A 24,945-nucleotide genomic window follows, 5' to 3' on the forward strand; every position below is an offset into this window, starting at 1 on the left:
ACACTGATTATGCTGATGTTATTCGCAACGGTTGCGCTGGTTCATCTGGTGGCATTGATGAGCCCCGGCCCTGATTTCTTTTTCGTATCGCAAACCGCCGCCAGCCGCTCGCGTAAAGAGGCGATGATGGGGGTACTGGGTATTACACTGGGTATCGTTGTCTGGGCGGGCGTGGCGCTGATGGGACTGCACCTGATCCTGGAAAAAATGGCGTGGCTGCATCAGGTCATCATGGTCGGTGGTGGACTCTATCTGTTGTGGATGGGCTGGCAGCTGATGTGTTCGGCACGTCAGCGACACAAACAGCCGCAGCAGGATGAGCCCGTAGTTGAGCTGCCGAAACGCGGAATGAGCTTTCTCAAAGGCCTGCTGACGAACCTGTCGAATCCTAAAGCAATTATTTACTTCGGTAGCGTCTTCTCGCTGTTCGTCGGTGATGATGTGGGTTCGGCAGAGCGCTGGGGCCTGTTCCTGTTGATTATTGGGGAAACCTTTGCCTGGTTTGCCCTGGTCGCGGCTATCTTTGCGCTACCGTGGATCCGCGCTAAATATCAGCGCCTGGCAAAGTGGGTCGATGGCATGGCAGGCGTCCTGTTTGCCGGTTTTGGTATCCACCTGATTATTTCACGTTAAGCGCTGCAATCCCTTTATGCCGGAGAGCGCATTGCGCATCCGGCAAAACTTCATTGCCTGTGGTATCTCTCTGAACTTCACGTGCGTGACGACTGTCACAAACTGCACCTGTTAACGCCCCACTGTTACAACCGCGTATAAATCGTCACCCTTCTTTGATTAATGAAACCTTCACCTCCGGTATGGTCGTATCGACGGACTCTGTTTTCATGGAGATGATAATGAACACAAAACCCCTGTTAGTGTTGTTAATCGCGTTCTGCATCAGCGCCTGCGCCGCGCCTGAGGCTGCCCATTATCGCGTTCCTGACCAGGTGAAGGGAGACAGGATATCGGCCATCCTGGCGCAGTTGCCTCCGGTGTCTGAGCAGCAGCAGGGCGAAAGAATTAACCAGATCTCCGCTGCGTTTCTCGGTACGCCTTATCAGGCGGATACGCTGATCGGCTCACCCGAAACACCAGAAGCGCTGGTGATCAATTTCAACGGAGTGGATTGTTTCACGCTGCTTGATTACGTTCAGGCGCTAAGCCGCAGTCAGGATCGCGCCAGCTTTGAGGCTAACCTGGTTCGCACCCGTTACGCGGGTGGAGAGGTCAGCTACCTGAAACGGCGTCACTTTTTTTCCGACTGGTTTGCTGAAAGCCCGCGTAATGCCACTGACATAACCCGCACACTCAGCCCGGATGCGGTGACGGTGGTGAAGCAACTGAATCGTGAGGTCAGCGGAAAAGAAAGGCTGCCCGGTCTGAGTGTGGTTCCCCGACGCATAACTTACATCCCAGCTCGCGCGATCACATCGCAGGTACTGAAGCAGATTCAGACCGGCGATTACATTGGCGTTTATACCAATGCTCAGGGGCTGGATGTGTCGCACGTCGGGATTGCCGTCTGGCATGATGGACGGTTGTGGTTCAGGAACGCCTCTTCGCTGGCCGCTCATCGCAAAGTGGTCGATACGCCATTCAGGGAGTATATGCGATCAAAACCGGGCATTATTGTGTTGCGTGCGGTGCCATTGACCGCGCCGTAGTGTCGCCAGGGAGAGGGGATGTGATGCAGGGAAGGATCGCGCCGACCTCAGCGTGTCGGCGCGTAAGGCCTTACGCGATCTTTCTGGCGCTGGCCAGCAGCGCGCCCACCGCCATAAACAGACCACCGAAAATGCGGTTCATCAACTTCATCTGTTTTGGCCCTTTAATCCAGCCAGCAATCCGCGTTGCCAGCGTGGCGTAGCCAATCATCACGATGATATCGACCACCACGGTGGTCACGCCCAGCACCAGATACTGCATAAACAACGGCTGATGCGGCTGGATAAACTGCGGGAACAGGGCGGCCAGAAAGACGATACTTTTCGGGTTGGTCAGGTTAACCAGCACGGCGCGTTTGAACAGGCGACGACGCGGCATCGCTTTGGCGACCGCATCCAGATCGATGCCACCTGCGGAGCGCCATTGCTGAATACCCAGCCAGACCAGATAGGCTGCACCGGCCCATTTCAGAATTTCAAATGCCAGCAGCGACTGAGAAAACAACGCGCCCAGACCGATACCGACCAGCACGATGTGCAGTGCCAGGCCGACCTGCAAACCGGAGATGGACGCTACCGTGCCGCGATAGCCGTGGCTGATACCGGTACTCATGGTGTTGATTGCGCCGGAACCGGGCGACAGGCTCAGGATTGTGGTTGTAAGCAGATAGGTCAGCCACCATTCGATGGTCATGGGTCAGGCTCTCTTTAGTAGCGGAATTGTGACACAATACGCCAGAAATAAGCGCGACGCTACGGCCTGCGCATGGCATTCATGACTCAGTATCCGGTCATCAGGAGGGCGAATGAATCAACACAAAGCCAGTTGGCTGCGACGTGAAAAAGCCTTTGCTGCCTTCGCCACCGGGCCGCTGCTCGATTTCTGGCACAGTCGTGAAGAACGGGAATTTACCGGCGTAGGAAATCTGACACTGCGCTATGTCCGCTTCACATCGCCGCAACATAAGCGTGTGATCCTGATTGTGCCAGGACGCATCGAGAGTTACATAAAATATCCTGAGCTGGCGTACGATCTGTTTCACTGCGGATTTGATGTGGTGATTCTGGACCATCGCGGTCAGGGGCGTTCCGATCGCCTGCTGGAAGATACACACCGTGGTCACGTAGCGGAATTTACCCATTATGTCGACGATCTTGAAACGCTCTATCTTAAAGAGATTGTCAGCGGTCACTATCAGCAGCGCTATGCGCTGGCTCACTCGATGGGTGGCGCAATCTTAACGCTGTTCCTGGCGCGTCAGCCGCAGGCGGTTCATGCGGCAGCGTTAGTGGCGCCGATGTTTGGCATTGCCTTGCCGCTGCCCTCATTTCTGGCCCATCGGCTTCTTGACTGGGCGGAGAAACGTCCGGCTATGCGCGATGGCTATGCGCTCGGCACCGGACGCTGGCGCGCGCACCCGTTTGGCATTAACCGGCTGACACACAGCACCGAGCGTTACCGGCGAAACCTGCGATTTTATGCGGACGATCCGGCGATTCGCGTCGGCGGGCCAACCTACCACTGGGTGCGTGAAGGCATCCATGCCGGTCGCAATATTATCAGTCAGGTCGATAAGATCACCACGCCGCTACTGCTGTTACAGGCCAGCGACGATCGGGTGGTCGACAATCGTTCACAGGATCTGTTTTGTGCCGCAATGGCCGCGGCGGGTCATCCGTGTGAGGGCAATAAGCCACGGGTGATCGAGGGTGCGCGTCATGAGATCCTGTTTGAAAAGGATGAGATGCGCGCCGAAGCACTCAATGCAGTGGTCGACTTTTTTTCATCGCACCACTGACGTTTTTTATCCGACCGGTTAAACCGGCAGAACCAGATACCCGAGGTTTTCATGTATCACATCGTTGCATCCGATCTGGATGGCACGCTGCTTTCTCCCGAACATCGTCTGACCCCTTTTGCGCGTGAAACACTGCAGCAGCTGGTCGCGAAAGATATTCACTTTGTGTTCGCCACTGGCCGTCATCATATTGATGTCGGACAGATGCGCGACAGCCTGGCCATTCCTGCCTATATGATCACCTCAAACGGCGCGCGCGTGCACAACGCACAGGGCGAACTGGTGTTCAGTCATAATCTGGATGAGGACATCGCCAGCGATCTGTTTGGTCTGCAGTATCATCACAGCGATATTCTGACGCACGTTTACCGCGACGATGAGTGGTTTGTCAGCCGTTCAAGCCCGGCGGAGCAGGACTATTTCCGCGAGTCGGTCTTCAACTATCAGGTCTATGAGCCGGGTCTGTTGCCTACTGATAACATCAGCAAGGTTTTCTTCACCTGCGAAAATCCTGAGCATCTGATTCCGATGGAGCAGGCGATTGAAGCGCGCTGGGGCGACCAGGTTAATGTCAGTTTCTCGCTGCCAACCTGTCTGGAAGTGATGGCGGGTGGCGTGTCGAAAGGGCATGCGCTGGAGGCGGTCGCGAAGACGCTGGGCCACACGCTGAAAAGCTGTATCGCTTTTGGCGACGGCATGAATGATGTGGAGATGCTGAGCATGGCGGGTAAAGGCTTTATCATGCAGAACGCCCATCAGCGGTTGAAAGATACGCTGCCAGCGCTGGATGTGATTGGGTCGAATGCCGATGATGCGGTGCCGCAGATGCTTCGCACGCTCTATCTGGCTTAAGCCGTCAGCGTAAAACAGGGCCGGATAACCGGCCCTGTTTTTATGGCCGTCAGGCGAGGGTCTTTTTGTGTTTGTGTTCGCTGACCATGGTCAGTAACAGCAGAATAACCGCCAGCACACAGCCCGCAATCATGACCATGAAGCCGCCGTCCCAGCCGAAATAATCGACGGTGTAACCGACAATGGCGCTGGCCGCCACCGATCCGCCCAGATAGCCGAACAGGCCGGTGAAGCCCGCTGCCGTGCCCGCCGCTTTTTTCGGTGCCAGTTCCAGCGCGTGCAGACCAATCAGCATCACCGGACCGTAGATCAGGAAGCCAATCACGATCATGCAGGCCATGTCGACGCCAGGATTACCCGCCGGGTTGAGCCAGTAGATCACAGTTGCAATGGTCACCAGCGTCATAAAGAACACCCCGGTTGCACCGCGATTGCCGCGGAACACTTTGTCCGACATCCAGCCACACAGCAGCGTGCCCGGAATCCCCGCATATTCATACAGGAAGTAGGCCCACGACGATTTATCCAGCGTGAAGTGTTTTACTTCGCGCAGATAGGTCGGCGACCAGTCGAGAATGCCGTAGCGCAGCAGATAAACAAAGACGTTGGCCAGTGCGATGTACCACAGCAACTTGTTTGGCAGCACATACTTCATGAAGATCTGTTTTGCCGTCAGCTCCTCTTCGTGGCTGGCATCGTAATCAGGCGGATAGTCGTTTTTGTACTCTTCAATCGGCGGCAGACCACAGGATTGTGGGGTGTCGCGCATCAGCGCAAAGGCCAGAATCGCAATAGCAATCGCGCCAAACGCCGGCATGTAGAGTGCTGCTTTCCAGTCGTTGAACCACGCCATACCGAGCAGGAACAGCAGAGGCGGAATACCGCCGCCTACGTTATGCGCACAGTTCCAGACCGAGACAATCCTGCCGCGCTCCTTCTGCGACCACCAGTGAACCATGGTACGTCCACAGGGTGGCCAGCCCATGCCCTGGAACCAGCCGCAGACAAACAGCAGCACGAACATCACCATGATGCTGGAGGTCGCCCAGGGAACGAATCCCATAATCAGCATCACCGCCGCGGCCAGAATCAGACCAGCCGGTAAGAAGACGCGCGGATTTGATCGGTCAGAGACCGAGCCCATGATGAATTTTGAAAAGCCGTAGGCAATGGAGATGCCGGATAAGGCAAAACCGAGATCGCCACGTGAAAAACCCTGCTCCACCAGATAGGGCATGGCGAGTGCGAAGTTTTTCCTGACCAGATAGTAGGCCGCGTAACCAAAGAAGATCCCGATGAAAATTTGCCAGCGCAGGCGACGGTAGAGCGGATCGACATGATCCTCCGCCACCTGCGGCTGACGTGGTGCAGGTTTAAAAATGCTCAGCATCAGTGAGGCCCTCCAGGGCACATTATGGTTTTTTATTCCCAGCAGGTTGGGGCAGGAAAAGAGCAGAAAAAAATGGACGCAGGATGTTCCATTTCGCGCAAAGAATAGTGTTAGTTGCGCAACGTTACTGTGATGAGTGACACATTTGTTACAGTTTTATTACAGTTGATAGCGAATATGATCATCCGATGGATCATTTCGCGCATTTTATCTGGCATAAAACCCATTCCGGCACCGCTTATGTCAGTAAGTGTAAACAAGTCATTTTTCGGGCGTTTTAATCGCCTGGTTAGTAATCAGATGTCAACCAGATTTAACAGCCTGAGGGCTGCACATTGTTTACACTGACGGCCTGTTTATTTCGGGATCGTCACCGTGTTTTTATTGATTATTACCACCATTCTGTGGGCCTTTTCGTTCAGCCTGATTGGCGAGTATCTTGCCGGTCAGGTAGACAGCTGGTTCTCTGTGCTCATGCGTCTGGCGCTTGCTGCGCTGGTGTTTCTCCCTTTCCTGCGCTGGCGCGGCCATCGCCCTTCGACATTGCTGCTTTATATGCTGGTGGGGATGTTGCAGCTGGGCGTGATGTATCTGCTGAGCTTCGAAGCCTATCTCTACCTGAGCGTGTCGGAGTTCCTGCTGTTTACGGTGATGACCCCGCTCTACGTGACGCTGATTTATGATCTGATCAGCCGTCGTCCACTGCGCATCGGCTATATCTTCAGTGCGTTGCTGGCGGTGGCAGGCGCGGCCATTATTCGCTATGACAAAGTCAGCGATCATTTCTGGTTTGGCCTGCTGTTAGTGCAGCTGGCAAACATCTGCTTTGCGGCGGGAATGGTAGGTTATAAGCGTCTGCAGGAGACCCGACCCATGCCGCAGCATACCGCTTTCTCCTGGTTCTATCTGGGGGCAGTGTTGATTGCGGTGATCGCCTGGTGTGCCTGGGGTAACCCGCAGAAGTTGCCGACGACTTCATTGCAGTGGGGCATTCTGGTCTGGCTGGGGGTGGCAGCTTCCGGTCTCGGCTATTTTATGTGGAATTACGGTGCGACGCAGGTCGATGCCGGTACGCTGGGCATTATGAATAACATGCACGTTCCCGCCGGGCTGCTGGTGAATCTGGCTATCTGGCAGGAAAAGCCGCACTGGCCGAGCTTTATTGCGGGCGCGCTGGTGATCCTCGCCTCACTGTGGGTGCATAAGCGGTGGGTGGTGGGGCGTAGTGACCGGTAATCATTAGGTGCTGGGACAAACCGTTGCTGTAGCCGGACTGCGGCCTCCCGGGCTGGCGCGTCCGATCGCGAAGGAATCTCACCTCGCTGTGGATCGGCCGGGCCATCCCTGGCCCGGACGCTTCGCTCTTCAGACGCGCCAGCCCTGGAGACTTAACAGCATCATCGCAGTTGAACAAAGGACTCAGAGCGAATATGAAGGAGGGGATGGCGGGTTGAGAAGTAAAGCGTCCGCCGCAAGGACAAAAACGTCGGGAGCGTTTTTGAACAACGCACAGCGTCGGCCCGCTTGCGGGCGAGCCTCACGGATGAGGCGAGTAAACCGGCGGTCGAGGCTCCAGGGATGGATTTACGCCGTCTTTACGCAGCAACCCGCCATTTCCGACTGGATGGCGCCATATCAGGCAGGCTTCTCACTCTTAGGGCGCTGAATCATCGCCAGCCCTTTCAGGAAGTTGCGCAGAATCTGGTCGCCACACTCGCGATAGTTCTTATGATCCGGTTTGCGGAAAATCGCGCCAATCTCAGCCTGTGAAACAGTAAAATTCACACGCTTCAGGACATCAGGAATGTCGGTGGTTTTCAGATCAAAAGCGATGCGCAGCTTTCTCATGAAGATATTGTTAGTCATCTTGCGTTCTATGGACGGCGCGGGCGCATCTTCACTTTTGCCACGACGGTAAAAGATCAGGCCATTCAGAAAATAACCCATCAGCACATCCGGGCAGGGACGAAACGCGGCATCGTCATCTTTTTTCAGCCACGCCTGAATATCCGCTACCGGCACGTCACATTGCGCCAGCGCAAAAATCTCCACCATTTTGGCATCGCTCAGATTGAGCATGTAGCGCACGCTGCGCAGAATATCATTGTTAGTCATGGTGAGATCTTCTCATGTTCAGTCGACAGGCTGCGCATTATAGGGGATTTCGCCCGCGTTCGCGCAGGTTTGTGCCCGCCGGATTACCGCTGTAATACTGCACCGGGCAGCGCGGCGTCGCGCACAAATGGCAGATGCTCGCAGGCGTGCTGACGGGCAAAGCGGATAAAGGCTTCCAGCACAGGCTGACGCTGCTCGCCTTCGCGCACGGCGGCATAAAGACGGCTCCAGAGGCCATCGCCCAGCGTGCGGGTAACGACCAGACCCTGCTTCTCAAAACTCTCCACCACCCAGTGCGGCAGTGCGGCAATCCCCATGCGCGCCGACACCATCTGAATCATCAGCAGGGTGTTATCCACACTTTTCAGAGCCGGACTCACGCCCGCTGGCTGCAGGAAGTGACGCCAGATATCCAGACGCTGACGCTGAACCGGATAGATCATTAACACTTCATCGGCCAAATCTTCTGGCGAAATCTGCTCAACCTGCGCCAGCGGGTGGTCCGTCGCCAGTACCAGCCGCACTTCATAATCAAACATCGGCGAGTAGAACAGGCCCGAGCGCGCCAGAATGTCGGAGGTCAGCACCACATCCAGCTCACCCTGTTGCAGAGCGGGCTGCGGATCAAAGGTCACGCCTGATTTGAAATCCATCACCACCTGCGGCCAGCTCTGGCGGAACTTGTCCAGCGCGGGAGTCAGCCACTGAATGCAGCTGTGACACTCAATCGCCACCCGCAGCGTGGTCTGATGCGGCTCATGACAGGCCTGCAACGCCTGCTGAATCTGCGGCAGCACCTGCTCAGCCAGCTGCAGCAGAATATCCCCCTGCGGCGTAAAGCGTAGCGGCTGACTTTTACGCACGAACAGGCGGAATCCCAGCCGCTGCTCCAGATCGCTGAACTGATGAGATAACGCCGATTGCGTCTGATGAAGCTGGGCCGCCGCCGCCGCCAGCGATCCCGTATTGCGCAGAGCCTGAAGCGTCCGCAGGTGCTTGAGTTCGATCATGAGAGTCCTTCACATCGAAAATGAACATATTGCGCTTGAGCGACATACAGTACCCGCAGATTATAGCAGTGTAAACATCTGGACGGCTAAACATCTTTGGCTGCCCATTTTAGCCAAAGTGAAAGATTATCTGGAGAACAGCACATGACTATCCTCAACCATACCCTCGGCTTTCCCCGTATTGGCCTGCGCCGTGAACTGAAAAAAGCACTGGAGAGTTACTGGGCAGGCGACAGCACGCAGCAGGCACTACTGGCGACGGGCCGCGAGCTGCGGGCGCGACACTGGCAACAGCAGAAAGAGGCGGGCGTCGATCTGCTGCCGGTCGGCGATTTCGCCTGGTATGATCATGTGCTGACCACCAGCCTGCTGCTGGGCAATGTGCCTGCACGTCATCAGAACACAGAGGGCACCGTTGATCTGGATACGCTGTTTCGCGTGGGGCGCGGGCGTGCGCCGACTGGCGAACCCGCGGCGGCGGCAGAAATGACCAAATGGTTTAACACCAACTATCACTACATCGTGCCGGAATTTACTCAGGGCCAGACATTTAAACTGAGCTGGACTCAGCTGCTGGACGAGGTTGATGAGGCGCTGGCGCTGGGCCATAACATTAAGCCGGTGCTGCTCGGGCCGGTGACGTATCTGTGGCTGGGTAAAGTCAAAGGTGAACCCTTTGAACGTCTGTCGCTGCTGGCGGCGATTTTGCCGGTCTATCAGCAGGTGCTGGCGGAACTGGCAAAGCGCGGCATCGAATGGGTACAGATTGATGAACCCGCCCTGGCGCTGGAGCTGCCGCAGACCTGGCGCGACGCCTTTCAGCTGGCGTATGACGCTCTGCAGGGCCACAGCAAGCTGCTGCTGACCACCTATTTTGACAGCATCGGCCAGAACATTGATGTGATTCGTGCGCTGCCGGTGCAGGGCCTGCATGTCGATCTGGTCCATGGCAATGATGATATTAAGCAGCTGAATCAGCAACTCCCCGCCAGCTGGCTGCTGTCGCTGGGCGTGATCAACGGACGTAATGTCTGGCGCGCCGATCTGAGCCGCTGGTTCAGTCGCCTGCAACCGCTGACCAGAGAGCGTGAGCAGCTGTGGATTGGATCTTCCTGCTCACTGCTGCACAGCCCGATCGACCTGAGTGTCGAGACCCGCCTGGATGACGAAGTCAAAAGCTGGTTCGCCTTTGCGCTGCAGAAATGTGCTGAGCTCTCGCTGCTGAGTCAGGCTCTGAACAACAATGATGCGGCGTCGCTGGACGCCTGGAGCGCGCCGGTGCAGGCCCGTGCTCACTCCCGACGGGTGCATAATGCGGCGGTGGGGCAGCGTCTGGAGGCCATCACGCCACAGCACAGTGAGCGGCAGAGTGCTTACCCGGTTCGCGCCGTCCTGCAGCGTCAGCGTTTCAATCTGCCCGCCTGGCCTACCACCACCATTGGCTCTTTTCCACAGACCACTGAAATTCGCGGCCTGCGTCTCGACTTTAAACAGGGCCGTCTTGACAGCAGTCATTACCGCACCGGCATCGCGGAGCACATTAAACAGGCGATTACCGAGCAGGAGCGGCTGGGGCTTGATGTGCTGGTGCATGGCGAAGCAGAACGTAACGATATGGTTGAGTACTTCGGCGAGCATCTGGACGGCTTTGTCTTTACCCAGAACGGCTGGGTGCAGAGCTACGGTTCTCGCTGTGTGAAACCGCCTGTCATTATTGGCGATATCAGTCGCCCGGAGGCGATCACTGTGGAGTGGGCCCGCTATGCCCAGTCGCTGACGGACAAGCCGGTAAAAGGGATGCTGACCGGTCCGGTGACGATTCTCTGCTGGTCATTCCCGCGTGAAGATGTGTCACGTGAAATCATCGCTAAGCAGATCGCGCTGGCGCTGCGTGATGAAGTGGAAGATCTGGAGAAGGCGGGCATCGGGATTATTCAGATTGATGAGCCTGCGCTGCGTGAAGGTCTGCCCCTGCATCAGTCTGAGTGGGCGACCTATCTGAACTGGGCCGTTGAAGCGTTCCGGCTGAATGCGGCGGTGGCGCGGGATGAAACCCAGATTCACACGCATATGTGTTACTGCGAGTTTAACGACATTATGGACGCCATCGCAGCCCTGGATGCGGATGTCATCACGATCGAAACTTCGCGTTCTGACATGGACCTGCTGGAGTCGTTTGAAGATTTCGAGTATCCGAATGAAATCGGGCCCGGCGTCTATGATATTCACTCCCCCAATGTTCCCAGCGTGGAGTGGATAGAAGCACTGTTGCTGAAGGCGGCGAAACGGATTCCGGAAACACGTCTTTGGGTAAACCCGGACTGCGGTCTTAAGACGCGTGGCTGGACGGAGACGCGTCAGGCGCTGGCGAATATGGTGACGGCGGCGAAGAAACTGCGTGGTGAGACGGCGTAGGAATGGGGCCGGTGGGTAAAATCAGGGGCGCAGAAGCGCCCCTTTTTCATTTATTTTGATGCCACGCCATACTGCCTGAACCAGGCCAGCATGCGTTGCCAGCCATCATTCGCTGATTCAGCATGGTAGCTCGGACGGTAATCAGCATTAAACGCATGTCCCGCTTCGGGATAGACGATGATCTCGGCGGTTGCATTAGCGGCATGCAACGCCTGACGCATCTGCTCGACGCTCTCCAGTGGAATGCCGTCATCCTGACCACCATACAAACCTAACACCGGGGCACTCAAGTCGACCGCAATATCAATAGGATGCTTCTGCTGCTTCAGCGTACGCTCACCGGTCAGTCGCCCGTACCAGGCAACCGCGGCGCGCAGCTGTGGGTTATGCGCGGCGTAGAGCCAGCTGATGCGGCCACCCCAGCAAAAACCGGTGATGCCCATGCGACGGATATCACCGCCATTACGCGCCGCCCAGTTAGCGGCATGATCGAGGTCAGCCAGCACCTGAGTGTCAGGGACTTTACTGACCAGCTCGCTGAATAGCGTCGGGATATCATTGTATTCAGAAGGATCGCCCTCGCGGAAATAGAGCTCGGGCGCGATCGCCAGATAGCCTTCCAGCGCAAGACGACGGCAGATATCCCGGATGTGTTCATGCACACCAAAGATTTCCTGCACCACCAGGACAACAGGCAACGGGCCTTCCGCTGAGTGAGGCTTTGCAAAAAATGCCGGCATGTTTTCGCCCTGGCTGGGAACCGAGGTTTCACCTGCATGAATGGCCGGGCTTTCGGTAATGATGGTCGTAGAGGCGGTGGGCTGCACGGCAGGGGCAAAGCCGCCCGTCGCCGGTTTTTGTGCCATATTATCACTGGGTTTCATTATTCTCTCCGTGCAAGCATTTGCGCAATCACGTAACTATAGCCTGGCGACAAAGCATATGCGCCAGGTGTCGGGTAACAGAATCAGCAGCGAATAAAATCATCCTCCTCTTTAACATTGCGCTGACCCGGACACAGCCTCGCGAAGAGCTATCGGGACCAGGAAGATGTTATTGTGTGATATCAATCACATTTCATCTGGCTGGAAATGTAACTTTCATTTTCTTAAGTGAATGCTGTCACATATTTATCGGGCGTGCTGGCGTAGAGTGGCGCGATACCTTCCCTTAACAGGAGTCTGAAAAATGACACAGTCTGACGTTTTCCATCTTGGCCTGACTAAAGCCGATCTGCAGGGCGCCACCCTGGCGATTGTGCCGGGCGATCCGGAGCGTGTGAAGAAAATTGCCGGACTGATGGAAGATGCCACGCATCTCGCCTCACACCGTGAATTTACTTCATGGCTGGCAAAAATTGATGGTAAACCCGTTGTGGTCTGCTCAACCGGTATTGGCGGTCCTTCAACGTCGATTGCGGTGGAAGAGCTGGCACAGCTCGGCGTGCGCACCTTCCTGCGTGTCGGGACCACTGGCGCGATCCAGCCACATATCAATGTTGGCGATGTACTGGTGACCACCGCATCGGTTCGTCTGGACGGGGCCAGCCTGCATTTTGCGCCGATGGAGTTCCCGGCAGTGGCAGATTTTGCCTGTACCACCGCACTGGTTGCTGCCGCAGAAGCCTGTGGCGCGAAGACCCATATCGGTATCACCGCCTCATCTGACACCTTCTATCCGGGCCAGGAGCGTTACGACACTGTTTCAGGCCGCGTCGTCAGCCGCTTTAAAGGTTCGATGAAAGAGTGGCAGGAGATGGGTGTACTTAACTATGAGATGGAATCCGCTACACTGTTAACCATGTGCGCCAGCCAGGGTCTGCGAGCCGGCATGGTGGCGGGCGTGATTGTGAACCGCACGCAGAAAGAGATCCCGGATGCGGTCACCATGAAACAGACAGAAAGTGACGCAGTGAAGATTGTGGTCGAAGCGGCGCGTCGCTTGCTGTAGGCCGCGTCAGGCAGCAGGTTTTTGTCCAGACTCAAAACCTGCTGCCGGTCGTTAATGGCGCGTAACGTCAGTGAAACCTGAGAGTGTTTATGCGCAACACCATTCCTGTCCGACGTCCTCTCCCCGGCGCGAATCCTGCCGCACTCAATGCCCGCCTGGAACGCAGTGCCGAACGTTTCCGTGCCGCCATGCAACAGGGCGACTATGCGCTGGCAGCCCAGTGCTGCGAAGAGGTGCTGCGCTCAATGCCCAACCAGATGCAGGTGCTGAGCGACTACGCCCTTTGTCTGCTGCGTCTGGGTCAGTACAATAAAGCGTACAAAATCTATCAGAAGATTTATCAGTCACCGCCCGCTGTGCAGGCTACAGCTTCTGAAACCTGGCTGGATGGCCTGACCGAAGTGTGTGGCTGGCTGGATAAAAAGGACGAAGTCGCACGTTACGGTCTGGCGTCGCTGATGCGTTCTGATGCACGTTTCAGTCAGGGGCAGCGCATGGCCTTTCCCGCTCCGCAACCTGAGCCTGTTGATCTCCGTCAGCCGCAGCAGAATGTCATTGCTTTCTGCCTGTATGGCGATCAGCCACGTTACTGCGAAACCTTAATCAAAAACGTTGAAGTCGCGCCTGAGTTTTATCCCGGCTGGGTCTGTCGCATCTATCTTGATGACAGCGTGCCGCAGCATGTCTGGCAGCGCCTTGACCAGTCGCACGTCCAGCTGGTCGATATGTCTCATGAAAAAACTTTGTATCCAACCCTGTGGCGTTTTCTGGTGCTCGACGATCCCGCGGTGAAGCGCTTTATCGTGCGCGATGCCGACTCGTTGCTCTCGGAGCGCGAAGCGGCGGCGGTTAATGCCTGGCTGGCGTCGCCTTACTGGTTCCACCATATGCGTGACTACTTCTCTCATACCGAACTGCTGCTGGCAGGGATGTGGGGCGGCTGTCACGGCGTCTTCCGGGGTGTGGAACAGGCGATGCGTGATTTCATCGCGCAGTATCAGGGTAGTGAACGCTTCACCGACCAGTATTTCCTCAAGGTAGCGCTGTGGCCAACTGTGCGCGAAAGCCTCCTGAGCCATGATGAGTTGTTTCATTTCCATCAGGCCCAGCCGTGGCCTGACCATACGCCTGTGCGCTGGAATACGCCGCATTTTCACGTTGGTAGTAATGCGGGATTTGCCAGTATGACCGGTAAAACCAGCGCCGCTGACGGTAACCGGCAGCGCGTCGCGATCACCTCCGGCGAGACAACCTGGCACTATCTGGCGCAGGTCAAAAACGGTGAATGGCTGCTGCCGATGCCGTTTTTCCTGATTGATGCGTGGCAGGCTGGAAAGCTGACGGTGGCGGCTCTGTAAGCCGCTGAGTCTGGCTAAAATTGTCTGGACATTCATACAGTGCGACTCTACCTTTTCCCTCAGCAGCCTGAGTCGCGGGGAAATCATGGATCAGCACATCATCATCAGCGCCTGTCTGGCGCTTGCCGGGTTAGGGATTGGCTGGATGCTGGCACAGTTACGTGCCGGTCATCAGGTCGCCAGTTTCCAGACCGAGCGCCGTCTGCAGGAAGAGGCGCAACAGCGCCAGCAGCAGCAAATCGAACAGCTTCAGCAGCAGACGCAGCAGCGTGAGCAGGAACTGCGTCAGCTTCACGGCGCACTAAGCGGTGCCAATGAGCGACTGCAACAGCTTGATTACTGGCGCAATGAAAGCGAACAGCTCAATCGTGAACTGCGTAATCAGCTGGAGGTTAACAGCGCGCAGGAAGCAGAACTGCGTGAAGTGACCATCCGCCTGGAAGAGACCCGCTTCGCAGCTGAAGAGAAACAGCGCCTGCTGACCAACAGCGAACAACGCCTCAGCGCCCAGTTTGAAAACCTCGCCAACCGTATTTTCGAAAACAGCGGCCGTCGCGTCGATGAACAAAACCGCCAGAGTCTGGATGGGCTGATTGGCCCGCTGCGTGAGCAGCTTGATGGCTTTCGTCGTCAGGTTCATGAGAGCTTTGGCGCAGAGGCGCGTGAACGCCACACCCTGACCCATGAAATCCGGCAGTTACAGCAGCTGAATGCGCAGATGGCGCAGGAGGCATTAAACCTGACCAAAGCGCTGAAGGGCGACAACAAAATTCAGGGTAACTGGGGTGAAGTTGTATTGGGCCGCGTGCTGGAAGCCTCCGGACTGCGTGAAGGTTATGAATATGAAACCCAGGTGAGCATTCAGTCAGAACAACAGGGCAGGATGCAGCCGGATGTAATAGTGCGTCTGCCGCAGGGCAAAGATGTCGTCGTGGATGCCAAGATGACGCTGGTGGCTTATGAGCGCTACTTCAATGCAGAAGATGAAATTGAACGTGAGCAGGCGATTCAGGAGCATGTCGCTGCCATGCGGGCGCACATCCGCCTGCTGGGCCGAAAAGATTATCAACAGTTGCCCGGTTTACGATCGCTGGATTATGTGTTGATGTTTATCCCGGTTGAGCCCGCCTTTTTGCTGGCCATTGATCGCCAGCCTGAGCTGATTGGCGAGGCACTGCAGCAGAACATCATGCTGGTCAGCCCCACCACACTGCTGGTGGCGTTGCGGACCATTAATAATCTCTGGCGCTATGAGCATCAGAGCCGCAATGCACAGCGTATTGCCGATCGGGCAACCCGGCTCTATGACAAGATGCGGCTGTTTGTCGATGACATGACCGGCATTGGTCACAGTCTTGATAAGGCGCAAAACAGCTATCGCGAGGCGATGAAAAAGCTGTCAGAGGGGCGCGGCAACCTGATTGCGCAGACAGAGGGATTTCGGGCGCTGGGCGTGGAGATCAAACGGCCCATCAACCCGCAACTGGCCGAACGCGCCATGCCGGAAAACCGGGCGGATGAGGATGCAGATGACGACAGGGATGCGGATGAGAGTGAGCCGCGTGTGAGACGCCTCCACGAATAGTATGGGCGCAGCGTGCCTGACTTCCGTGACTCTGATACACTTCGGGAAGTATTGTTTGTGGAGCAGGTAAAACCGATGGCAGATGAATCACAGCAGGAAACCACCCATTTTGGCTTTCAGACGGTCGCCAAAAGCGAAAAAGCTGACAAAGTCGCGGACGTGTTTCACTCCGTAGCGGCAAAATATGACCTGATGAACGATTTGATGTCGTTTGGCGTCCATCGTATCTGGAAGCGTTTTACCATTGACAGCAGCGGCGTACGTCGCGGTCAGCGCGTGTTAGATTTGGCCGGCGGTACGGGCGATTTGACCGCAAAATTCTCTCGCCTGGTGGGCGAAACCGGTCAGGTTGTCCTGGCCGATATCAACAGCTCCATGCTGAAGATGGGCCGCGAAAAGCTGCGCAATCAGGGTGTGGTTGGCAATGTGAGTTACGTACAGGCCAACGCAGAAGCTCTGCCTTTCCCCGATAACTATTTCGACTGCATCACCATCTCCTTTGGTCTGCGCAACGTCACGGAAAAAGAGAAAGCGCTGGCCTCGATGTTCCGTGTCCTTAAGCCGGGCGGACGTCTGCTGGTTCTGGAGTTCTCTAAGCCGGTGCTGGATCCGCTGAGCAAGGCGTATGACGCTTACTCATTCCACATTCTGCCGCGTATCGGACAGCTGGTGGCGCAGGATGCAGAGAGCTATCGCTATCTGGCCGAATCGATCCGCATGCATCCCGATCAGGAGACCCTGAAAGCGATGATGAACGATGTCGGTTTTGAAAATACCACTTACTCCAATATGACCGGCGGCATTGTTGCGCTGCATCGTGGATTTAAGTTCTGAGTGAGATGGTAATGAACCTGATGCCCTTGATTACCGCAGGCCTGGAAACGGCACTGAACCGTATTCTCTATCGCGATCGCGGCCTGAAACCGGCGCGGCAACGTCTGAATGGCAAAGTGCTGACGCTGCGCCTGACTGAGTTCTCTTATCCGCTGGTGCTGGTTTTCAGTGAACAGCAACTGGACGTGTTAGCGGACTGGCAGGATAGCAGTGACTGCACGGTGATCACCTCGCTGAAAACGCTGACGAAGCTGCGCGATCGCCAGCAGCTGACGCCGCTGATTCGCAGCGGTGAGCTGCAGGTTGATGGCGACCTGCAGGTAGTGCAGCAGTTCTCCGCGCTGATGGATCTGGCTGAGCTGGACCCGGCAGAATATCTGGCTCCCTGGGTAGGCGATATCGCCGCACAGGGCATCAGTCAGCGCTCGCAACAGGCATTCCGCTTTTTCACAGGCGAAGTGCAGCGTCGCCAGGATTATCTCGGACAGGCTATCACCGAAGAGTGGCGTGTTGCGCCTGGTTCGCTGGAATTAGCCTGGTTTTCTGAGGAGGTCGACGCGATGGAACGTTCGCTTGAGGCGCTTGATGCGCGTCTGGCGCAGCTGGAGGCAAAATGAGTTTTGGAGAGATCCGCCGCTTATATCTGATCATGAAGGTGTTTCTGACCTATGGCCTTGATGAACTGATACCTCAGACACGCCTCACATTCCTGTTTCGCCTGTGGCGTCGCTCTGTTTTCTGGATCCCGAATCTGCATCAGCATGAACCCATCGGCGCACGTATGCGCATGGCGATGGAGCAACTGGGTCCGGTCTGGATCAAGTTCGGGCAGATGCTCTCGACCCGTCGGGATCTCTTCCCGCCGCTGATCGCCGATCAACTCGCGATCCTGCAGGACCGCGTAGCGCCCTTCGATGGCGTCAAAGCGAAAGCGCAGATTGAAGCCTCAATGGGCGCGCCGATTGAAACCTGGTTTGATGATTTTGATATCAAGCCACTGGCGTCAGCATCCATTGCACAGGTGCACACCGCCACGCTGAAATCGACCGGCAAGAAAGTGGTGATCAAAGTGATCCGCCCCGATATTTTGCCGGTGATCAAAGCGGACATGAAGCTGATCTATCGCCTGGCCCGCTGGGTTCCGCGTCTGCTGCCGGATGGCCGCCGTCTGCGTCCGGTCGAGGTGGTGCGCGATTATGAGAAAACCCTGCTTGATGAGCTGAACCTGTTACGTGAAGCAGCCAACGCCATTCAGCTGCGCCGGAATTTTGAAGACAGCCGCATGCTCTACGTACCGGAAGTCTATTCAGATTACTGCAGCGAAACCATGATGGTGATGGAGCGTATCTACGGCATTCCGATTTCTGACGTTGCTACGCTGGAACGCCATGGCGTGAATATGAAGCTGCTGGCTGAACGTGGCGTGCAGGTCTTTTTCACCCAGGTCTTTCGCGACAGCTTCTTCCATGCGGATATGCATCCGGGCAACATCTTTGTCAGCTATGACCATCCGGAAGATCCACAATATATCGGCATTGACTGCGGTATCGTGGGTTCACTGAACAAAGAAGATAAGCGTTATCTGGCGGAAAACTTTATCGCGTTCTTTAACCGTGATTACCGTAAGGTCGCGGAACTGCACGTAGACTCCGGCTGGGTGCCGCCCGATACCAATGTCGAAGATTTCGAGTTTGCGATTCGTACGGTCTGCGAACCGATTTTTGAAAAGCCGCTGGCTGAGATCTCCTTCGGACATGTGCTCCTGAACCTGTTTAACACCGCACGCCGCTTTAACATGGAAGTGCAGCCGCAGCTGGTCCTGCTGCAAAAAACGCTGCTTTATGTGGAAGGGATTGGCCGTCAGCTCTATCCTCAGCTCGATCTGTGGAAGACAGCCAAGCCGTTCCTGGAAGAGTGGATTAAGGATCAGGTCGGTCTGCCGGCCATTATCCGTGCGGTGAAAGAGAAAGCGCCATTCTGGGCTGAAAAGTTACCCGAGCTGCCCGAGCTGTTTTACGACAGCCTGCGCCAGCACAAGCTGCTACGGCATAGCGTCGATAAATTGGTGGGTGATATGCACGCACAGCGCGTTCGTCACCATCAGGCGCGCTACCTGTTTGGCGTCGGGGCAACGTTGCTGTTAAGCGGAACGGCTGTACTACTCACCCGACCGGACTGGGACTTCTTCCCGGCGGTGTTAATGGCGGCGGGAATCGTCTCCTGGTTAATCGGCTGGCGTAAGACAAACTGATTGTCACGTCCGTCTAAAAAAAGGTAATGTCGCTGGCTCAGGCCCGGTTGAAAAGGGCACTCTGTGGTGCATTACCTCATCGTTTTCACAGAATATTAGAGGCTATCTCATGGGCGGTATCAGTATCTGGCAATTGGTAATCATTGCCGTCATTGTTGTACTTCTGTTCGGTACCAACAAATTACGTAATCTGGGTTCGGATTTAGGTTCTTCGATTCGTGGCTTCAAAAAAGCCATGAGTGACGAGGACGATAAAAAGGATCAACCGAAAGAGCAGGATGCTGACTTCGCGGCCAAAACGCTGGCTGATAAACAGCACACTTCGGCTACCAAAGAAGACACCAAGAACGACAAGCAGGTGTAAACCGTGTTCGATATTGGTTTTAGTGAACTGGTATTAGTATTCGTTATCGGGCTGATTGTACTCGGCCCGCAACGTTTACCGGTTGCGGTGAAAACCGTAGTCGGCTGGATCAGGGCGATTCGTTCGCTGGCAGCCAATGTGCAACATGAACTGGCGCAGGAGCTCAAGCTGCAGGAGCTGCAGGACAGCCTGAAAAAGGTGGAAGAAGCGAGCCGCGGCACGCTCTCACCTGAGCTGAAAGAGTCGATGGAAGAGCTGCGTAAAACGGCGGATTCAATGAAACGCTCGGTCAGTCAGAGCATCGACATTGAAAAAGAGGAAGACGAGGCAAACACCATTCACTCGGCCCAGCACAGGCCCGTGTCTCATCCTGCTTCAGAAGCAGGAGACGCATCTGAGTCTGGCACGGCGGAACTTTCGGCGACACCGGCTACCGCAGAACATCAGGCCAGCGCGCCAGCACAGGCCCCCGCTCCGGTTTCAGACGCTGTCACGGCTGTGCAACCTGCTGCGGCACCTTCCGCTGTTGCCACTGCCCCGGCACAGGCTCCGTCAGCCGTTTCATCCGCGCCGGCTGTGCAATCTTCTGCCGCACCTGCCGCCGTGGCCAGCGCCCCGGCACAGGCGCCTGCGGATGAAGCCGCCAGACCGGCCAATGCTGCGCGACATTCCGCTCCACCCTCTTCTGCAAGTGATGAACGATAATGGCCGTTGAAGATACTCAACCGCTCATCAGTCATCTGATTGAGCTGCGTAAGCGACTACTGAATTGCATGATCGCAGTATTAGCGATTTTTCTGGTGCTGGTTTTCTTCGCCAATGATATTTACCAGCTGGTCGCGGCACCTCTGATTAGCCAGATGCCGGTTGGATCGAGCATGATCGCGACTGATGTCGCCTCACCGTTTTTCACCCCGATTAAGCTGACTATCATTGTGTCGGTGTTTCTTGCGGTGCCAGTGATCCTCTATCAGGTCTGGGCATTTGTCGCTCCGGCGCTATACCGGCATGAGCGCAGGCTGGTTATGCCACTGCTCTTTTCCAGCACTTTCCTGTTCTATTTCGGAGTAGCGTTTGCCTATTTTGTGGTCTTTCCGCTGGCATTCGGTTTTTTCACCAAAACCGCGCCGATCGGCGTCACCGTTGCGACAGATATTGCCAAATACCTCGATTTTGTCATGACGCTGTTTATGGCATTTGGCGTGGCGTTTGAAGTGCCGGTGGCGATTGTGCTGCTGTGCTGGACCGGCATCACCAGTCCGGACGATCTGAAGAAGAAACGTCCTTATATTCTGGTGGGTGCCTTCGTCGTCGGGATGTTGCTCACACCGCCGGATGTTTTTTCCCAAACTTTGCTCGCTATTCCGATGTACTGCCTGTTTGAAGTCGGCGTATTCTTTTCCCGTTACTACGTGGGTAAAGGCCGCCGGTCACAGGATGAGGACGAGAACATCGACTCCTGATGCCGACCGCGTTACCGTTACCCGCACAGGCGGGAAGCGATCAATCCAAACCGCCCTGATGGGCGGTTTTTGTTTATAAACTGTGGGAAAAATTATGTTTGATATCGGTGTAAACCTGACCAGCACGCAATTCGCCTCCGACCGGCAAAAGGTGGTTAAACGCGCGCGTGATGCGGGCGTCACCGGCATGCTTATTACCGGCACTAATGCGCTGGAGAGCCAGCAGGCTCAGCGGCTGGCTGAAGCGCAACCCGATTTCTGCTGGTCTACCGCGGGCGTTCATCCTCATCATGCCAGCGAATGGTCCACGGACATTGCCAGTACCCTGCGTCGACTGGCTGAAAAACCGGAAGTGGTGGCTATCGGTGAGTGCGGGCTCGATTTTAATCGCAACCTGTCGGCGCATGAGCAGCAGGAGTATGCGTTTGATGCACAGCTGGCACTGGCGGCGGAACTCAACATGCCGGTGTTCCTTCACTGCCGTGAAGCCCATGCACGTTTCGCCGCGGTGCTTGAACCCTGGCTGCCAAAATTGCCGGGTGCGGTGATTCACTGCTTTACCGGCACGCGTGATGAACTTGAAGGCTGTCTGGCCATGGGATTATCCGTGGGGATCACGGGCTGGGTGTGCGATGAGCGTCGTGGTCTGGAACTGCGAGAGCTGCTGCCACTGATTCCGGCCGATCGTCTGCTGCTGGAAACCGATGCGCCGTATCTGCTGCCACGCGACATGCGTCCGCGCCCGACTTCACGCCGGAACGAACCCTGCTTTTTACCGCATATTGTGCATCAGGTGGCGACATGGCGTGGGGAGAATGCTGAGGAACTGGCGGTCCGCATTGATCAGAATGCGCGGACGTTGTTCAGACTGGCTTAAAGCTTGCGGAACTGCTTGTTATCCACACTGCGCATCACCTGCTTGTTCAGCAGATTAAGCAACAGAATCGAGCGTGTTTCACCATCCGGCTCGGCAAAGATGGCGCGCAGCCCCTCAAAGGTCCCTTCAGTGATAACCACTTCGTCGCCGCTTTGAGGGGTTTCCGGATCAAGCAGGATTTGCGGGACATCAGTCTCCAGCGCTTCAATCACGGCCGATGGCACGGTCGCAGGTGTGGTGCCGAAGCGCACAAAGTGGCTGACACCGCGCGTGCTGCTGATGGTCGTGGTGTGAATCGCTTCCGGATCGAATTCAATAAACAGATAATTTGGAAACAGTGGCTCACTCACCGTGGTACGTTTTCCGCGCACGATCTTTTCCAGAGCGATCATCGGACTCAGGCAATGCACTTCCTGCCGCTCCAGATGCTCCTTCGCGCGCAATAGCTGTCCACGTTTGCAATAGAGTAAGTACCAGGATTCCATAACTGCTCCCATTGAATGGACGCTAAGAATAGCAAACCTGCTGCCAGAGTTATAGCGCAGGGGCAGGGTAAAGCGTCCTGCAAAGAAAATAAACTGAGACTTTTCTTAACAGGCCGGCTGGCAGGTGAAAAGGTAACTGAAAATTGACGTCTGCTTAAGAGGCTGCACTATAAACCTCAGCATATCCGCTTAATCAGACCTATAATGGCCGATTCACTCTGGCCGGAAAGCTAAAGCCGCATGAAATATCACGATTTAAGAGACTTTCTCGCGCTGCTCGAACAGCGCGGTGAGCTAAAGCGCATTACCCAGTCGATCGATCCCGAACTGGAAATGACCGAAATTGCCGACCGTACACTGCGCGCCGGTGGTCCCGCCTTGCTGTTTGAAAACCCGAAAGGGTACGACATGCCGGTACTGTGCAATCTGTTCGGCACGCCAAAGCGCGTGGCAATGGGCATGGGCCAGGAGGAGGTCAGCGCACTGCGTGAAGTGGGTAAACTGCTGGCCTTCCTGAAAGAACCGGAGCCGCCAAAAGGCTTCCGCGATCTGTTCGATAAAATGCCGCAGTTTAAGCAGGTTCTGAACATGCCGACCAAACGGCTGCGTAATGCACCCTGTCAGGAGGTGGTGTTCAGTGGCGATGACGTTGATCTGACGCGCATTCCGGTGATGAAGTGCTGGCCCGGTGATGCGGCACCGCTGATTACCTGGGGCCTGACTGTGACGCGCGGCCCCCATAAAGAGCGGCAGAATCTTGGTATCTATCGGCAGCAGGTGATCGGCAAAAATCGTCTGATTATGCGCTGGCTGTCGCACCGTGGCGGTGCGCTTGATTATCTGGAGTGGACGAAAGCGCATCCGGGTGAGCGTTTTCCGGTGTCGGTGGCGCTGGGTGCCGATCCTGCCACCATTCTTGGTGCCGTGACGCCGGTGCCTGATACGCTGTCAGAATATGCGTTTGCCGGTTTGCTGCGCGGCAATAAAACCGAAGTGGTGAAGTGTCTCTCGAACAATCTCGAGGTGCCTGCCAGCGCTGAAATCGTGCTGGAAGGGTATATCGAAGCGGGCGATATGGCGCCGGAAGGCCCTTACGGTGACCACACGGGCTACTACAATGAAGTAGATAGCTTCCCGGTGTTTACTGTGACGCATATTACGCAGCGCCATAAGCCTATCTATCACTCTACCTACACTGGCCGTCCACCGGATGAACCTGCGGTACTGGGTGTGGCGCTGAATGAAGTGCTGGTGCCGATTCTGGTGAAGCAGTTCCCGGAGATCGTGGACTTCTATCTGCCGCCAGAGGGTTGCTCATACCGCCTCGCGGTTGTGACAATTAAAAAGCAGTACGCAGGGCATGCCAAACGTGTCATGTTTGGCGTCTGGTCGTTTTTACGGCAGTTCATGTACACCAAATTTGTTATTGTGTGTGACGATGACGTTAATGCGCGTGACTGGAACGATGTGATCTGGGCGATCACCACGCGTATGGATCCGGCTCGCGATACGGTATTAGTGGAAAATACCCCGATCGATTATCTCGATTTCGCCTCGCCTGTGTCCGGGCTGGGATCGAAGATGGGGATGGATGCGACCAACAAGTGGCCGGGTGAAACGCAGCGCGAATGGGGTACACCCATTGTGAAAGACCCTGCGGTCACCGCGCGCATTGATGCCATCTGGGATGAGCTAGGTATTTTTGATCAGCCGCCACAGCGTTGATGGCGAGCACAACCATAAAGACGACCCGACAGAGGGAACGCATGACAACGTTAAGCTGTAAAGTAACTTCAGTTGAGGCGATTACCGACACGGTCTATCGCGTTCGCCTGATCCCTGAAGCGGAATTCAGTTTTCGCGCGGGACAGTATCTGATGGTAGTGATGGATGAGCGCGACAAGCGTCCGTTCTCACTGGCTTCAACGCCGATGGAAAAAGATATCATTGAGCTGCATATCGGCGCGTCCGATCTGAACCTCTATGCCATGGCCGTTATGGATCGCATCCGTAACGATCGCCAGATCACGGTTGATATGCCGCACGGCGACGCCTGGTTGCGCGAAGAGAGCACTAAGCCGCTGATTCTGATTGCGGGCGGCACCGGTTTCTCCTATGCCCGTTCAATTCTGCTTACCGCGCTGGCGGAACAGCCAGAGCGCGATATCGCCATTTACTGGGGCGGACGTGAGCTCAAGCATCTGTACGATATGGACGAGCTGGATGCGCTGGCAGTCAAGCACCCGAACCTGAAGGTGATCCCGGTCGTCGAGCAGCCCGAAGCGGGCTGGCAGGGTCGGTCAGGCACGGTCCTGACAGCCGTGATGCAGGACTTCAGCACGCTGAGCGAGCATGAGATCTACATCGCCGGACGGTTTGAGATGGCGAAGATTGCCCGCGATCGTTTCTGTGCCGAGCGTGGCGCCGTAGAGTCACAGATGTATGGCGATGCGTTTGCCTTTATCTGATTCCCGGTAGCAGCCTGTAGCAGACAGAAAAAACCCGCCGGTTAACGGCGGGTAAATCTGACAAA

At 55.9% G+C, this 24,945-nt stretch carries 24 protein-coding genes; 18 read left to right on the top strand and 6 right to left on the bottom strand.

Annotated elements, in window-relative coordinates:
* Positions 1–9: 9 nt before the first annotated feature.
* Positions 10–633: a threonine export protein RhtC gene (gene rhtC, locus AC6I77_RS00825; protein WP_003854380.1), complete on the top strand. Its 624-nt coding sequence runs from the start codon at positions 10–12 to the stop codon at positions 631–633.
* A 221-nt stretch (positions 634–854) separates the two neighbouring features.
* The gene (locus AC6I77_RS00830) at positions 855–1,664 is read left to right on the top strand and encodes a DUF1460 domain-containing protein (RefSeq protein ID WP_457172222.1); all 810 of its coding nucleotides are present in this window, start codon (positions 855–857) and stop codon (positions 1,662–1,664) included.
* 70 nt (positions 1,665–1,734) lie between these two features.
* Here AC6I77_RS00830 and rhtB read toward each other — a convergent pair whose 3' ends face one another.
* Entirely contained in the window at positions 1,735–2,358 is a 624-nt protein-coding gene (gene rhtB, locus AC6I77_RS00835) for a homoserine/homoserine lactone efflux protein (protein ID WP_003854387.1), read from the bottom strand.
* Between the two features lie 112 nt (positions 2,359–2,470).
* Between rhtB and pldB the strand changes: the two genes are divergently transcribed.
* Both pldB and yigL read left to right on the top strand, forming a co-directional pair.
* Positions 2,471–3,463, top strand: a complete 993-nt coding sequence (gene pldB, locus AC6I77_RS00840) for a lysophospholipase L2 (RefSeq protein ID WP_497816682.1) — start codon at positions 2,471–2,473, stop codon at positions 3,461–3,463.
* Between the two features lie 51 nt (positions 3,464–3,514).
* A complete protein-coding gene (gene yigL, locus AC6I77_RS00845; protein WP_497816683.1) occupies positions 3,515–4,315 on the top strand; it encodes a sugar/pyridoxal phosphate phosphatase YigL in 801 nt (266 codons plus the stop codon).
* A 49-nt stretch (positions 4,316–4,364) separates the two neighbouring features.
* Here the strand turns inward: yigL and glpT are convergent, their stop codons facing one another.
* Positions 4,365–5,705 (bottom strand): glycerol-3-phosphate transporter, encoded by a 1,341-nt coding sequence (gene glpT / locus AC6I77_RS00850; protein WP_003854394.1) that lies wholly within the window; start codon positions 5,703–5,705, stop codon positions 4,365–4,367.
* A gap of 375 nt (positions 5,706–6,080) precedes the next feature.
* On the opposite strand from glpT, the gene AC6I77_RS00855 reads away from it, so the two are divergent.
* Positions 6,081–6,941 carry a carboxylate/amino acid/amine transporter gene (locus AC6I77_RS00855; RefSeq protein ID WP_003854395.1) on the top strand — a complete coding sequence of 287 codons (861 nt, stop codon included), beginning with the start codon at positions 6,081–6,083 and terminating at the stop codon, positions 6,939–6,941.
* 399 nt (positions 6,942–7,340) lie between these two features.
* Here the strand turns inward: AC6I77_RS00855 and AC6I77_RS00860 are convergent, their stop codons facing one another.
* Both AC6I77_RS00860 and metR read right to left on the bottom strand, forming a co-directional pair.
* The gene (locus AC6I77_RS00860) at positions 7,341–7,820 is read right to left on the bottom strand and encodes a YehS family protein (RefSeq protein WP_003854397.1); all 480 of its coding nucleotides are present in this window, start codon (positions 7,818–7,820) and stop codon (positions 7,341–7,343) included.
* An 83-nt stretch (positions 7,821–7,903) separates the two neighbouring features.
* A complete protein-coding gene (metR, locus tag AC6I77_RS00865; protein WP_003854400.1) occupies positions 7,904–8,830 on the bottom strand; it encodes an HTH-type transcriptional regulator MetR in 927 nt (308 codons plus the stop codon).
* A gap of 144 nt (positions 8,831–8,974) precedes the next feature.
* Here metR and metE point away from each other — a divergent pair, with 144 nt between their 5' ends.
* Positions 8,975–11,245: a 5-methyltetrahydropteroyltriglutamate--homocysteine S-methyltransferase gene (gene metE, locus AC6I77_RS00870; protein WP_182630201.1), complete on the top strand. Its 2,271-nt coding sequence runs from the start codon at positions 8,975–8,977 to the stop codon at positions 11,243–11,245.
* 50 nt (positions 11,246–11,295) lie between these two features.
* Here metE and AC6I77_RS00875 read toward each other — a convergent pair whose 3' ends face one another.
* Positions 11,296–12,129: a dienelactone hydrolase family protein gene (locus AC6I77_RS00875; RefSeq protein ID WP_008926448.1), complete on the bottom strand. Its 834-nt coding sequence runs from the start codon at positions 12,127–12,129 to the stop codon at positions 11,296–11,298.
* 304 nt (positions 12,130–12,433) lie between these two features.
* Here AC6I77_RS00875 and udp point away from each other — a divergent pair, with 304 nt between their 5' ends.
* From udp to tatD, 10 genes are all read left to right on the top strand, one after another.
* The gene (udp, locus tag AC6I77_RS00880) at positions 12,434–13,195 is read left to right on the top strand and encodes a uridine phosphorylase (RefSeq protein WP_008926449.1); all 762 of its coding nucleotides are present in this window, start codon (positions 12,434–12,436) and stop codon (positions 13,193–13,195) included.
* 89 nt (positions 13,196–13,284) lie between these two features.
* On the top strand, positions 13,285–14,553 hold the full coding sequence (locus AC6I77_RS00885; RefSeq protein ID WP_008926450.1) for a tetratricopeptide repeat protein: 1,269 nt from the start codon (positions 13,285–13,287) through the stop codon (positions 14,551–14,553).
* 85 nt (positions 14,554–14,638) lie between these two features.
* Positions 14,639–16,138: a DNA recombination protein RmuC gene (rmuC, locus tag AC6I77_RS00890; RefSeq protein ID WP_105100016.1), complete on the top strand. Its 1,500-nt coding sequence runs from the start codon at positions 14,639–14,641 to the stop codon at positions 16,136–16,138.
* Positions 16,139–16,213: 75 nt separating this feature from the next.
* Positions 16,214–16,972, top strand: a complete 759-nt coding sequence (ubiE, locus tag AC6I77_RS00895; protein WP_008926452.1) for a bifunctional demethylmenaquinone methyltransferase/2-methoxy-6-polyprenyl-1,4-benzoquinol methylase UbiE — start codon at positions 16,214–16,216, stop codon at positions 16,970–16,972.
* 11 nt (positions 16,973–16,983) lie between these two features.
* Positions 16,984–17,589 (top strand): ubiquinone biosynthesis protein UbiJ, encoded by a 606-nt coding sequence (ubiJ, locus tag AC6I77_RS00900; protein WP_110411789.1) that lies wholly within the window; start codon positions 16,984–16,986, stop codon positions 17,587–17,589.
* The gene (ubiB, locus tag AC6I77_RS00905) at positions 17,586–19,223 is read left to right on the top strand and encodes a ubiquinone biosynthesis regulatory protein kinase UbiB (protein WP_008926454.1); all 1,638 of its coding nucleotides are present in this window, start codon (positions 17,586–17,588) and stop codon (positions 19,221–19,223) included. Before ubiJ ends, ubiB begins: the two co-directional genes overlap by 4 nt.
* Positions 19,224–19,332: 109 nt before the next feature.
* On the top strand, positions 19,333–19,587 hold the full coding sequence (gene tatA / locus AC6I77_RS00910; RefSeq protein ID WP_008926455.1) for a twin-arginine translocase TatA/TatE family subunit: 255 nt from the start codon (positions 19,333–19,335) through the stop codon (positions 19,585–19,587).
* 3 nt (positions 19,588–19,590) lie between these two features.
* Complete coding sequence (gene tatB, locus AC6I77_RS00915) at positions 19,591–20,292, top strand: Sec-independent protein translocase protein TatB (protein WP_039658604.1); 702 nt, start codon at positions 19,591–19,593, stop codon at positions 20,290–20,292.
* Positions 20,292–21,050 (top strand): Sec-independent protein translocase subunit TatC, encoded by a 759-nt coding sequence (gene tatC, locus AC6I77_RS00920; RefSeq protein WP_008926457.1) that lies wholly within the window; start codon positions 20,292–20,294, stop codon positions 21,048–21,050. The genes tatB and tatC overlap by 1 nt, the downstream gene beginning before the upstream one ends.
* Positions 21,051–21,144: 94 nt before the next feature.
* The gene (tatD, locus tag AC6I77_RS00925) at positions 21,145–21,927 is read left to right on the top strand and encodes a 3'-5' ssDNA/RNA exonuclease TatD (protein ID WP_039658603.1); all 783 of its coding nucleotides are present in this window, start codon (positions 21,145–21,147) and stop codon (positions 21,925–21,927) included.
* Here tatD and rfaH read toward each other — a convergent pair.
* Complete coding sequence (gene rfaH, locus AC6I77_RS00930; protein WP_008926459.1) at positions 21,924–22,412, bottom strand: transcription/translation regulatory transformer protein RfaH; 489 nt, start codon at positions 22,410–22,412, stop codon at positions 21,924–21,926. The two genes, tatD and rfaH, sit on opposite strands and share 4 nt — an antisense overlap.
* 240 nt (positions 22,413–22,652) lie before the next feature.
* On the opposite strand from rfaH, the gene ubiD reads away from it, so the two are divergent.
* Positions 22,653–24,137 (top strand): 4-hydroxy-3-polyprenylbenzoate decarboxylase, encoded by a 1,485-nt coding sequence (gene ubiD, locus AC6I77_RS00935; protein ID WP_008926460.1) that lies wholly within the window; start codon positions 22,653–22,655, stop codon positions 24,135–24,137.
* 41 nt (positions 24,138–24,178) lie between these two features.
* Positions 24,179–24,880 carry an NAD(P)H-flavin reductase gene (fre, locus tag AC6I77_RS00940; RefSeq protein WP_008926461.1) on the top strand — a complete coding sequence of 234 codons (702 nt, stop codon included), beginning with the start codon at positions 24,179–24,181 and terminating at the stop codon, positions 24,878–24,880.
* The last annotated feature ends 65 nt before the right edge of the window (positions 24,881–24,945 follow it).

It is taken from the genome of Pantoea sp. X-Soil-ISGK-259, assembly GCF_059730705.1.